General features: G+C 72.7%; 11 protein-coding genes. All 11 read right to left on the bottom strand.

Going from position 1 to position 11,060, the window contains the following annotated elements:
• Window positions 1-3 precede the first annotated feature (3 nt).
• Genes ACFTE1_RS07085 through cobO form a run of 11 tightly spaced genes read right to left on the bottom strand, consistent with a single transcriptional unit; the run spans window position 4 to window position 11,053 of the window.
• Complete coding sequence (locus ACFTE1_RS07085; RefSeq protein WP_380625746.1) at window positions 4-1,608, bottom strand: bifunctional adenosylcobinamide kinase/adenosylcobinamide-phosphate guanylyltransferase; 1,605 nt, start codon at window positions 1,606-1,608, stop codon at window positions 4-6.
• A 10-nt stretch (window positions 1,609-1,618) separates the two neighbouring features.
• The gene (locus ACFTE1_RS07090; protein WP_380625748.1) at window positions 1,619-2,530 is read right to left on the bottom strand and encodes a sirohydrochlorin chelatase; all 912 of its coding nucleotides are present in this window, start codon (window positions 2,528-2,530) and stop codon (window positions 1,619-1,621) included.
• Window positions 2,527-3,138, bottom strand: coding sequence for a precorrin-8X methylmutase (locus tag ACFTE1_RS07095; protein ID WP_380625824.1), 612 nt, complete (start codon window positions 3,136-3,138; stop codon window positions 2,527-2,529). The genes ACFTE1_RS07090 and ACFTE1_RS07095 overlap by 4 nt, the downstream gene beginning before the upstream one ends.
• Before the next feature lie 5 nt (window positions 3,139-3,143).
• On the bottom strand, window positions 3,144-3,353 hold the full coding sequence (locus ACFTE1_RS07100) for a 4Fe-4S binding protein (protein WP_380625751.1): 210 nt from the start codon (window positions 3,351-3,353) through the stop codon (window positions 3,144-3,146).
• A complete protein-coding gene (cobJ, locus tag ACFTE1_RS07105) occupies window positions 3,343-5,091 on the bottom strand; it encodes a precorrin-3B C(17)-methyltransferase (protein ID WP_380625753.1) in 1,749 nt (582 codons plus the stop codon). The genes ACFTE1_RS07100 and cobJ overlap by 11 nt, the downstream gene beginning before the upstream one ends.
• A complete protein-coding gene (cbiE, locus tag ACFTE1_RS07110; RefSeq protein ID WP_380625755.1) occupies window positions 5,088-6,287 on the bottom strand; it encodes a precorrin-6y C5,15-methyltransferase (decarboxylating) subunit CbiE in 1,200 nt (399 codons plus the stop codon). Before cbiE ends, cobJ begins: the two co-directional genes overlap by 4 nt.
• The gene (locus ACFTE1_RS07115) at window positions 6,284-7,594 is read right to left on the bottom strand and encodes a cobalt-precorrin-5B (C(1))-methyltransferase (RefSeq protein WP_380625757.1); all 1,311 of its coding nucleotides are present in this window, start codon (window positions 7,592-7,594) and stop codon (window positions 6,284-6,286) included. Before ACFTE1_RS07115 ends, cbiE begins: the two co-directional genes overlap by 4 nt.
• The gene (cobM, locus tag ACFTE1_RS07120; protein WP_380625759.1) at window positions 7,587-8,378 is read right to left on the bottom strand and encodes a precorrin-4 C(11)-methyltransferase; all 792 of its coding nucleotides are present in this window, start codon (window positions 8,376-8,378) and stop codon (window positions 7,587-7,589) included. The genes ACFTE1_RS07115 and cobM overlap by 8 nt, the downstream gene beginning before the upstream one ends.
• Entirely contained in the window at window positions 8,371-9,078 is a 708-nt protein-coding gene (gene cobI, locus ACFTE1_RS07125; protein WP_380625761.1) for a precorrin-2 C(20)-methyltransferase, read from the bottom strand. Before cobI ends, cobM begins: the two co-directional genes overlap by 8 nt.
• Window positions 9,075-10,430: a cobyrinate a,c-diamide synthase gene (locus ACFTE1_RS07130; RefSeq protein WP_380625763.1), complete on the bottom strand. Its 1,356-nt coding sequence runs from the start codon at window positions 10,428-10,430 to the stop codon at window positions 9,075-9,077. Before ACFTE1_RS07130 ends, cobI begins: the two co-directional genes overlap by 4 nt.
• Window positions 10,424-11,053, bottom strand: a complete 630-nt coding sequence (gene cobO, locus ACFTE1_RS07135) for a cob(I)yrinic acid a,c-diamide adenosyltransferase (RefSeq protein ID WP_380625765.1) — start codon at window positions 11,051-11,053, stop codon at window positions 10,424-10,426. Before cobO ends, ACFTE1_RS07130 begins: the two co-directional genes overlap by 7 nt.
• Window positions 11,054-11,060: the final 7 nt, after the last annotated feature.

The following is an 11,060-nucleotide window of genomic DNA, read 5'->3' on the forward strand; positions in this document are numbered from 1 at the left end:
GCGTCAGGTCCTTTCACGCAAGTGGCGGTTGACGGCCGCGGCGAGGGCGTCGCTGACGTCCTCAGTCCGCACGGCCAGGCGCAGGTGGCGACGGTCCAGACCGGGGAAGGTCTCACCCCGTCTCGGGGCGAATCCGTCGGCGATGAGGCGCTCCCGCAGATCCGGAAGGGGGGAGCGAATCAGGAGGTAGTTGGCCGCGCCAGGCCATACCTCAAGCGCCGCAATGCCTTTCAATACGTTATAGAGGTATTCGCGGCGGGCCGCAACATCCTCGGCCCGGCCCCGTCTAGTCTGTTCGGCCCCGCACACGGCTATGAGCGCCTCGGCGGCGAGGGTGTTCACGCTCCACGGCTGCCGGAGTTCGCGCATGGTCGCGGCGACGGGTTCCGGAGCGGTCGCGTAGCCGGCCCGCAGCCCGGCGATGCCCCACATCTTGGTCATAGACCGGAGGGTCACCAGACCCGGAAGGTCCCCCCGGGAGGCGAGTTCGTCCAGCTCGGGAAGGAAGTCGATGAACGCCTCGTCGACGACGACGGTCCTGCCGGGGCGAGTGAGGGCCTCCACGGCGGACACCGGGTCGAGCGCCCCGGTCGGGTTGTCGGGGCGGGTGAGGAGGACCAGATCGGCCGATTCCGGGACGTCTTCGGGACGCAGCGACCAGTCGCGCGGATCCCGGAAGACCCTCTCGACGGGCACCCCGCACCGCCGCAGGGCGGCCTCGCCCTCGGTGAACGTCGGATGCACGACTACCGCGCGATGCGGCCGCACCGCGCGCGCGACGAGTTCGAAGCCCTCGGCCGAACCGTTGAGCACCACGCACTCCGAAGGGGAGCGCCGGTGCCGCGCGGCGGCGGCGGCCTGGGCCCGGTCGACCTTCGGGTAGCCGTTGACCGACGGGAGGGCGCGGATGAGCCGTTCGGCCAACCACGGAGGAGGACCGGGCTCCACATTGACCGCCAGGTCGACGCAGCCGTCGGGCACTTGCGTGTCCCCGTGGTCGGCCAGCATCTCGTCGTCGGAGGGAGTCTCTTCGCCTACGGGCGGCGGTTCGACACCGCTCTCCCCGCCGCCGCGCGGCAGCGGGACGGCGCTGCCGTGGACGAGGAGCAGAGCCTCCGAGGCCGACTGGTTCACCAGCGTCGCCACCTCGCCGTGCAGATCGACCCACGCGCGCGTGGGCGCGTCCAGCGGCAGGAGCCCCCATCCGGGCTGCCCGCCCACCGCGAACACCGGCCCCGGACGCGAAGCGGCGGCCCCGATCCACGTCCGGGCCTCGGCGAGGATCTCCTTTCGCGCGGCCGTGTGGTCGCCCTCGCCCCACATGCCGCGCGCGTCCATCCGGGCGGTCATCCACCCGTCGAGGTCGTCGACGAGAACGGCCGAGGACGGGTCCAGAGTGTCCAGCGCCGCGGAGAGGTCCGCGGTCTCCACCGTCCGCCATGACGCCGGCCGTCTCGCGCGGTGCAGCTCGATGCGTTCGCGCATCTCCTCGTCGGCGGCCCGTCCCGTAGCCAGGTAGACGACGGGACGACCGGAGGCGCGTGCCAGCGACTCGGCGTGGGCGCTCTTGCCGGAGCGGGTCGCCCCGGAGATGTAGGTCAGCGTCATGGCGATCCGATCAGTGGCCGTGCGAGTGCGAGTGCGAGTGGCCGTGGTCGTGGTGGTGGTGACCGTGCGTGTGGTCGTCGTCCGGATGGAAGTGCAGCGTCTGCGGGGCGCCCACCTTGTCCTCGAAGCCCGGCAGCTTCGCCCGGTACAGGCACGTGTCGCAGTTGGCGTGCGCCTCGCCCTTCATCGCCTCGTCGGCGCGGGTCCACACCAGTCGCGCCACCGTCTCGGCGGGGCCGAAGTACTCGGCGTGGACGACCTCGACGTCCGGGTTGGACTCGGCCCACTCGTTCGCCTGGGCGCGGATGCGGCGCTCCAGGACCCCGGTGAACAGGAAGTACGGGGTCACGGCGATCTTCTTGGAGCCCAGGGCCCTGAGGCGGTCCAGCGTGGCCGGGACCGACGGGTCGGCGAGGCTGACGAACCCGGCCTGCACCTCGTGCCAGGAACGGCCCTCCCACAGCAGGCGGGCGACCTTGGCCAGGTCGGCGTTGGCGTCCGGGTCGGTCGTGCCGCGCCCGATCAGCGCCACGCCGGTCTGCTCGCGCTCACCCTCCGGGACGGCTGCGGCGACCCTCTCGTCGACCGCCTCGACGAGCTCGGGGCGCACGCCCAGCGGCGAGGCGTAGGTGAACTTCAAACCGGGGTGCTGGCGCTGCTGCAGTTCGAGCGCGGCGGGGATGTCGCCCTTGGAGTGCCCCGCGCCGAGCAGCATGAGCGGCACGACGGTGATGTGGTCGACGCCGTCGGCGACCGCCTGGGCGACGGTGTCGGTGATGGGCGGCGGGCACAGTTCCAGGAACCCCGTCTCCACCCGGACGTCCGGGCGGGCGGCCCGGACGGCCTCCACCAGCTTGTGGCACTCGGCCTGTCCCTCTTCGTCCACGGTTCCGTGTCCGACGATCATGACCATGTGGCTCATTGATGAGCACCTTCCTTGTGCGAGCGGTCGATATAGAGCAGTGCGTTCACGCACCCGGCGGCCACCGCTGAACCGCCGAGCTCGGACGTGTTGGAGACGGCCGGGAGTCCCGACTCCCGAAGGGCCGCTTTGGACTCGACGGCGCCGACGAAGCCGACCGGCAGGCCGACGACGAGCGCCGGGGCCTCCGCGTGGACGAGAACGGCCTCGAGGGCGGTGGGAGCGTTGCCCACGACCCAGACCGCGCCGGGGCCGGCCTTCGCGGCCGCCAGCCTCACGGCGGCGGCGCTGCGCGTGGTGCCCCACTCCTCGGCCAGGGCGGGGACCTCGGGCTCGGCCAGCGGCACGTACACCTCGGTGGAGGTGACCCCGGCGGCGACCATCCGGCTGTCGGCGACGATGGGAGCGCCGGACTCCAGCGCGTCCCAGGCGCCCGCGAGCGCCGCCTCGTCCATGGCCAGCTCGTCGGCGTAGCGGAAGTCGGCGGCGGAGTGAACGATCCGCTCGGTCACCGCGCGCGTCAGCGGCGGCAGGTGCGAGAGGTCGCGGCGCGCGCGCAGCCGGCGCATGCTCTCCACCTCGATCTCGTGGACGCGGGGGCGTCCCATGGTTCTCATGTCTCGATCTCCTTCAGGGGCTTGATCGCCTCGGCGGGGCAGACTTCGGCGCACTCGCCGCACCCGTCGCAGACCTCTTGCAGGATCGTCAGCGGCGGCTTCGGGCCGCCCAGCTCGATCCGCAGGCATTTCAGGTGGCAGGTGCGCAGGCACGCGCCGCACGCCGTGCAGGCGTCGGTGACGGTGAAGCGGTCCTCAATCCTCATGGCGGTCGCGGTATCCCCGGGGCGTGACCATGCGCCCGGCGATGTACCGGGTGCGCGAGTTGCCGACGAGGACGACGGTGGTCATGTGGACCTGCTCGACGTCCAACTCGCCCAGCGTGGTCAGGAGGACCTCCTGGTTCGGGCGCTCGGCGTCCTTGACGATCCCGACGGGCGTGTCCGCGGAGCGCTCGGTCAGGAGGATCTCGCGGGCCTTGGACAGCTGCCAGTCGCGTCCGCGCGAGCGCGGGTTGTAGAAGGCGACGGCGAAGTCCCCCGCCGCGGCGGCGTGGAGCCGCCTCTCGATGACCTCCCACGGGGTGAGGAGGTCGGACAGCGAGATGTGGCAGTGGTCGTGGCCGAAGGGGGCGCCGAGGATCGAGGAGGCGGCCAGCGAGGCGGTCACTCCGGGGACGGAGACGACGTCGATGTCGTCGCCGGTGATCTCCAGGGTCGGGGAGCCCATGGCGTAGACGCCGACGTCGCCGGAGCCGACCATGGCCACGGCGCGCCCCTCGCGGGCCAGTTCGAGGGCCCGCCGCGCGCGCTTCTCCTCCTCGCCCAGGGCGAAGCGCTCCACGGCGGTGCCGCGTCCGATCCACGGGGCGGCGGCGTCGAGGTAGGCGCCGTAGCCGAGGACGACCTCGGCCAGGCCCAGCTCGTGCTGGGCGCGCGGCGTGGTCAGGTCGTCGGCTCCGGGGCCGAGCGAGATGAGCGCGAGCCGTCCGCGCGGGGCCCGGCGGGAGACGGCGACGGTGGCCATGGCGCTGCGGCGCTTGGGGACCACCAGTTCGTCCCCGTGCAGGAGCGCGGCGGCCTCGGAGACGGAGGGCGTTCCGACCGTCTGGGCGACCACCGCGGACGGGTTGGGGACGTCGGCCTCGTTCAGCTCTTCGGCGGAGTGGTAGACGACCTCCCAGCCGCGTTGGACGGCGGCCTGGGTGATGCCCTCCTCGTCGGCTTTGACGTCGATGCTCGCCACGCCCGCGACCGAGGCGGGGGACAGGCCGGCCTCGGCGAGCGTCTCGTCGATGAGTTTCCCGACCTCTTCGGCGGAGACGCCGCGCGAGGAGCCGATACCCAGGTGGAGGCTGGGCGGGCGCAGGAAGACGGCGGGTGAGGAGGCGTCGCGGACGCGGTCGGAGACCACGAGCGCGGGGGCGTCGGCGTCGTCGGTGAGGTCGTAGGGGAGGGCCCCGGTGGGCCAGGCGGTCTCGCGCTCCAGGCGGACGGATCCGCCGGAGACGAGGTGCCCGCCGAGGGCGGCGATGTCGCCTTCGGCCTTGAGCCCCAGTTCCCCGCCGAGCTCGCCGAGGTTCGGCAGTCCGGCGTTCTCCGAGGCGGTCGTGATGACCGGTTCCACGGCGAGGAAACGCGCCACGCGCCCGGCCAGCTGGTTGGCTCCGCCCTCGTGCCCGCCGACCAGTGCGATCGCGTGGCGTCCGGTGTCGTCGACGCAGACCACGCCCGGATCATCCTGTTTGGACCCCAGGTGCGGGGCGAGGAGGCGCACGGCGGCCCCGGCGGCCATGACCATGACGATCCGGCCGCTGGAGGGCCAGTGTTCGGCCAGGGCCTCGGACGGCCTGCCCTCGGCGAAGGCGCCCCCGAGGCTCTCGGCCAGGCGCGCGCCGAGCGCCCGCCCGGCGGCGGTGGCCGCGATGACGGTGACGCGGTGCGGGTCTCGCCCGCTTCGGTTCGGCGCGTCGGCGGTTCGGTGGTCGTGAGTGTGTGTGCTCAAGGTGTTCGTTCTCCTGTAATGAGGAAGACCGGGTTCTCCGGGGCGAGTCGGTGGCCGCCGGCCAGCGGGGCCAGCCGGTTGACCGACAGTTGGACGGTGTCGGCGTCCCATCCGAGGTCCGAGACCTGCTGGTGGGCCTCGGCGACGCGTTCGACGGTGGCCAGGGCGACGACGATCCGCTCCACCTCCCTCTCGGCGAGGTGGGCGATGATCGAGTGGAGGTCGAGTCCCCCTCCGCCGACGAAGGCCGCGTCGGCGGTCGGCAGTCCGGGCAGGACCTCCAGAGCGTGGCCCGTCTTGAGCCCCAGGTGGACTCCGTGCTCGGCGGCGTTGGCGCGCGTGCGGTCGACCTGTTCGGGGTCCCTGTCGAAGGCGATGACGCCCGCGCCCAGGTGAGCAGCCTCGACGGCCACGGACCCCGATCCGCACCCGATGTCCCACAAGAGCCTGCCGGGCCCCGGGGCGAGGTGGGCGAGCGCGAGGGCCCGCACGGACGGCTTGGTGATCTGGCCGTCGCGGTGGACGAAGTCGGTGACCGGGCGCCCCCACGGCCGCGAGGCGGCGGTGTGCGCGAGCGTGCTCTTCCGCGACTCGTCCTGGCGCAGGAAGACGAGGACGTTCGGGTCGGCGTACGGGCCGGTGGCCGACAGCAGCTCCTTCTCGACGATCCGCTCGTCGGGGTGGCCGAGCCGTTCGACGACGGCGATCGTCCCCTCGTCGGCCCCGGCGGCGACCAACTCGCGCACGAAGTGGTCGGGCCCGTGCTCGGGGGAGGTCAGCACGGCGGTCTTCGGGTTGCGCAGCAGCGCCGCGAGCGCGGGGCGAGGGGAGCGCCCGTGGGCGGAGACGACCACGGCGTCCTCCCAGGACAGTCCGAGCGCGGCGAAGGCGGCGGCGATGGAGGACACGGCGGGTCTGACGTCCAGCAGGTGGGGTCCGAAGCGCTCGCCCAGGGAGCGGACGACGCCGAACCAGCCGGGGTCGCCCGAAGCGAGCACGACGGCGTGCCCGTCGCTTTCTTCGATCTCGTCGCAGACGGCGTCCATGCTCGTGGTGATCGCCAGTGTGGCGACGCCTTCCGGGGCGAAGCGCTCCAGGTGCCGCTTGCCGGCGACGATGACGGAGGCGTCGCCGGGCACCGGCGCGGCCGGGACGCCGTCGTAACCGACGCCGATGACGGTGAGGCGTTCGATCATGCCGTCGACCTCCTCAACCGTCCGTAGTCGCCGTCGGCGTCGCCGACGTGCCGCCAGGCGCGGGCCGACCAGGCGACCGGTTCGAGGCTGTCGAAGTCGACCATGACGGCGGCGGTGTCGACGTCGCCGCCGTGGTGTTTGGCCCAGCCGGCGAGGTTGGCCGCGACGTCGTCGCACAGCGCGTCCCCGGCCGTCTCCAGCAACCCGTCGGCCTTCCACAGCTCGTAGGCGTGGCGTCCGGTGTTGGCGGCGGCGACCTCGTCGGTCAGTTCCGGCGAGCCGCCCACGCGCGAGGTGACCTCTGAGAGGTAGCCGGTGTCGACGCGAGAGCGCGTGTAGTGGGTCATCATGACGCCCGACCCGAGTTTGGCGAGCTTTCCGGCCATGCCGACGAACATGAGCCGCCCCAGGCCCTTCTCGACGCAGCGCTCGACCGCCGCGCCGGTGAAGTCGCCGACCTCGACGAAGCAGCCCTCGTCGAGCCCGGGCAGCAGGCGCATGGCCCCGCGTTCGGTGCGCCCGCCGGTGGTCAGCACGCAGCTCGGCATGTTCCGCGCGGACATGACGTCCACGGCTTGCAGGACCGAGGCCCGCCATGAAGCGGTCGAGAAGGGACGGACGATGCCGGTGGTGCCGAGCACGGAGATGCCGCCGAGGATGCCCAGTCGGGCGTTGGTGGTCCGCTTGGCCATCCGCTCGCCCTCTGGGACGGAGACGACCACGTCGAAGCCCTGGCCCTCGTAGGGGTTGACGACCTCTTCCAGCGCGATGCGGATCATCTGGCGCGGCGTGCCGTTGATGGCGGGCCCGCCGATCTCCAGGCCGAGACCGGGCCGGGTCACCTGGCCGACGCCGGGCCCGCCGTAGATGTGCACGCCCGGGTCGGCCGAGCGCGAGACGGTGGCGGTGAGGTGGGCGCCGTTGGTGACGTCGGGGTCGTCCCCGGCGTCCTTGACGACGACGGCCTCGGCGGTGTCCTCGTCGAGGAAGTCGCAGCGCTCCACCGCGAACTGGTGGCGGCGCCCGGCCGGCAGCCAGATGTCGGAGAGCGTGCGCGGCACCCCGGATACCAGCGCGAGCGCGGCGGCCTTGGCCGCGGCGGTGGCGCAGGCGCCGGTGGTGAACCCCTCGCGCAGTTTCTTGGCGTCGCGCGCCTTGGCGGTGCGCGGCAGGTCGGGTTCGACCAGATCCCGGTCCTTGACCGGGGGCCGGCTGGCGCGGTCGGCGTGGACGGGGCCGGAGGTGGCGCGGCTGGGGAGCCGTGACGGGAGCGAACGCCGGCGGGCGGCGCCCTGTCCTTCAGCCATCGTCCCGCGCCCCTTGCGACTCGCCCCTTCCGACCTGGCGGTAGGTGTGCGAGAACGTCGGCGAGTACAGGTGCGAGCGCTTGCCGCTGGCCCCCAGGGCCGGGCCGACGAGCACCATGGTGTGCATGGAGACCTTCATGTCGCGCACCGTCCGCGCCAGCTCGTCGAGGCGGCAGTGGCGGACCTCCTGCTCGGGCCAGGAGACGCGGTAGCCCACCACGCACGGCGTCTCGGGGGCGTAGCCTCCGGCGATGAGCTCGGCCTGGAGCTTCTTGGGCCGCGAGGCGGACAGGAAGAGCGCCATGGTGGTCCCGTGCTCGGCGAAGGAGCGGATGTCCTCGCCGTCGGGCATGGGCGTGCGGGTGGCCATGCGGGTGAAGACGACCGACTGCGCGACCTCGGGGATCGTCAGCTCCTTGCCCGCCGCGGCGGCCGTGGCGGCCACCGAGGTCACGCCGGGGACGATCTCCCAGTCCAGCCCGTAGGACTCGACGGTCTCGATCTGCTCCTGCACGGCGCCGTAGAGGCTCGGGTCGCCGGAGTGCACACGGGCGACGGTGAGGTCCTCCTCGGCGGCGCGAGCGTAGATCTTCTGGACGTCCTCCAGGGTGAGGACCTTGGAGTCGTGGATCTCGGCCCCGCTCGCGGCGTAGTCGAGGATGTCCTCGGTGACCAGCGAGGAGGCCCACACGACGATGTCGGCCGCTCCGATGAGGCGGGAGGCCCGCACGGTGATGAGGTCGGCGGCTCCCGGCCCCGCTCCTATGAACCAGACTTCAGCCATGGGCGCCGTTCTCCTTAAGCCGGACGATGACGGTGGACAGGTAGTGCTCCCGGCCCTGCGGGAGGCTCTTGGACACGGATTCGCCCTCGGTGCCCAGGCGGGTGCCGAAGGCGATCTCGCGGACGCGCCCGGTGGCCTCGATCTTCTCGGCCAGCCGGTCGAAGTGGCGGCCTCCTTTGTAGATCACCACGGTGCCCTCGCCGGCCAGGGCCCGGTCGAGGACGTCCTCACCGGCGGTGGCCGGGACGATGGTCAGCGGCTCGTCGTGCTCGCACAGCACGGTGCCCGCGCGTGAGGCCAGCAGCGAGGCGGCGGTGACGCCGGGGACGGTGTCGACGGCCGCCCCGGGAACGAGGTCGGCGACCTCGCGGGCCAGGTAGGTGAACGTGGAGTACGTGTTCGGGTCGCCGATGGTGGCGAATGCCAGGCGTCCCCCGTCGCGCAGCGGCTCGGCCACGACGCGGGCGGCGTCCCTCCACGACTCCTCGCGCTCGGGACCGCGCAGCGCGAAAGGCAGCCGGACGACGCGCTCGGGCGCGACATAGGCGGAGAGGATCTTCTCGGCGAAGCCCTCGCCCTCGGTCGTCACCGAAACCGGCGCGTAGACGGTGTCGGCGTTCTGCAGCGCCTCCACCCCGGCCATGGTCACCAGTTTCGGGTCGCCCGGGCCCAGGCCGACCCCGGTCAGAGTGCCGGTCATGCCCTCACCCCTTTCACCGCGGCGGACAGAAACGAGTCGACCAGCTCCGGCGTCCCCACCCACGAGGGGTGGACGTAGGAGGCGTGGATCGACGGAGTCGAGAAGCCCTCGGTGCGGTGGCCGTCGATCAGCCACGCCGGGGACGGCCCCGCCGAGGGCGTGGTCGCCGTCCGGTGGAACTCGTGCCCGCGCACCTTGAGCCCCGCACGCCCCAGCAGGCCGTCGCTGCCGAGCGCGGCCTCCCGGTACCCCAGGGTCAGGCGCGAGGTGAACGAGGCGGAGGCGTCCAGCAGCCCCAGCATGGGCCGGCCCTCGAGCGTCTCGCAGAGGTACAGCATGCCGCCGCACTCGGCGACCACGGGCATGCCCGCCTCGGCCGCGCGGCGGATGTCGGCGCCCAGCCTCTCGTTGGCGGCCAGGCGCTCGGCGTAGATCTCGGGGAAGCCGCCCCCGATGTACAGCGCCCCGGCGCCCTCCGGAAGGGCCTCGTCCTGCAGCGGGTCGAACGGCGCCACCTCGGCGCCCGCCGCCCGCAGCAGGTCGGAGTGCTCGGCGTAGTGGAAGCTGAACGCCGCGCCGGAGGCGGCGGCGACGCGCACCGGCCGCGCCGGGCGCCGCACCGCGGAGGCAGGATCCCACGGTGCGGCGTCCAGCGGCCCCGCCTCGGAGGCGAGGCGCATCAGCTGGTCCAGGTCGACCTCCCGGGCCACGATCGCGGCGGCGGCCTTGACGGTGTCGACGGCGTCCACGCTCTGCTCGGCGGCGGGAATGAGCCCCAGGTGCCGCGAGTCGACCTTCAACGCGTCGTGGCGGCGCACCGCGCCCAGAACCGGAAGGCCGACCTGCTCCACGGCGTCGCGCAGGAGCGCCTCGTGGCGGTCGGAGCCGACGCGGTTGAACACCACGCCCGACAGCCGCACCCTCGGATGGAAGGTGTGGAAGCCGTGCACCTGGGCCGCGACGGAGCGCGAGGCCGAGGAGGCGTCCACGACCAGGACCACCGGGGTGGAGGTCAGTTCGGCGATGTGGGCGCTGGAGGCCTCGTCGGTCGAGCCGCGCCCGTCGAACAGGCCCATGACGCCCTCGACCACGGCCACGTCGGCGCTCGCGGCGCCGTGCAGCAGCAGCGGGGCGATCCGGTCGGAGCCCTGCATGAACGCGTCCAGGTTCCGCCCGGGCACGCCGGCGCCCAGGGAGTGGTAGCCGGGGTCGATGAAGTCGGGGCCGACCTTGAAGGGGGCCACCGCGTGTCCTCTTTCGCGCAGCGCCGCCATGATCCCGGCCGACAGGAGGGTCTTGCCGACCCCCGAGTGCGTGCCCGCGATCATGAACCGCGCCGGACCGGCTACCATTCGATGCCCTTCTGGCCCCGGTAACCCTCGTCGAGCGGGTGCTTGACCTTGGTCATCTCGGTGACGAGCTGGGCGGCGTCGACCAGCTTCCGCGGCGCGTCGCGCCCGGTGATCATGACGTACTGCAGTCCCGGCCGGTTCGCGAGGGTCTCCACGACCTCGTCGACGTCGACCCAACCCCACTTCATGGGATAGGTGAACTCGTCGAGCAGGTAGAAGCGGTAGCGCTCCTCGGCCAGGCAGCGCTTGACCTCCTCCCAGCCCTCGACGGCCAGGTCACGCGATTCGCCGAGGTCGCGGCTGGTCCACGACCAGCCGTCGCCCATCTTGAACCAGTCGATCCCGCCCAGCTTCTCGGCGGCGGCCTGCTCGCCGATGCGCCACTTGCCGCTCTTGACGAACTGGAAGACCGCCGAGGGCCAGTTCTGGTTCCAGGCGCGCAGGAGCATGCCGAAGGCGGCGGTGGACTTGCCCTTGCCCGTTCCCGTGTGCACCATCAGCAGCGGTTGCTCCCGCTTGCGGCGGCGCGGCTGCTCGCTGGCCGGGGCCTCCGGGGTGGCGCCGTCGTAGGTGGAGTCCTTGCGGTTCGGGTTCTCGGCGTTCGCGCCGTTGTCAGTGCTCATGTGTCTT

It is taken from the genome of Salininema proteolyticum (assembly GCF_042685645.1).
Classification (GTDB): domain Bacteria; phylum Actinomycetota; class Actinomycetes; order Mycobacteriales; family Micromonosporaceae; genus Salininema; species Salininema proteolyticum.

Bases quoted from the DNA above. Each gene is read 5' to 3' on its own strand.
- ACFTE1_RS07100 (WP_380625751.1), bottom strand. From the start codon at position 3,353: ATGAGGATTGAGGACCGCTTCACCGTCACCGACGCCTGCACGGCGTGC.
- ACFTE1_RS07090 (WP_380625748.1), bottom strand. From the start codon at position 2,530: ATGAGCCACATGGTCATGATCGTCGGACACGGAACCGTGGACGAAGAG.
- ACFTE1_RS07115 (WP_380625757.1), bottom strand. From the start codon at position 7,594: ATGGCTGAAGGACAGGGCGCCGCCCGCCGGCGTTCGCTCCCGTCACGG.
- cbiE (WP_380625755.1), bottom strand. From the start codon at position 6,287: ATGATCGAACGCCTCACCGTCATCGGCGTCGGTTACGACGGCGTCCCG.
- cobI (WP_380625761.1), bottom strand. From the start codon at position 9,078: ATGACCGGCACTCTGACCGGGGTCGGCCTGGGCCCGGGCGACCCGAAA.
- ACFTE1_RS07095 (WP_380625824.1), bottom strand. From the start codon at position 3,138: ATGGGACGCCCCCGCGTCCACGAGATCGAGGTGGAGAGCATGCGCCGG.
- cobO (WP_380625765.1), bottom strand. From the start codon at position 11,053: ATGAGCACTGACAACGGCGCGAACGCCGAGAACCCGAACCGCAAGGAC.
- ACFTE1_RS07130 (WP_380625763.1), bottom strand. From the start codon at position 10,430: ATGGTAGCCGGTCCGGCGCGGTTCATGATCGCGGGCACGCACTCGGGG.
- cobM (WP_380625759.1), bottom strand. From the start codon at position 8,378: ATGGCTGAAGTCTGGTTCATAGGAGCGGGGCCGGGAGCCGCCGACCTC.
- ACFTE1_RS07085 (WP_380625746.1), bottom strand. From the start codon at position 1,608: ATGACGCTGACCTACATCTCCGGGGCGACCCGCTCCGGCAAGAGCGCC.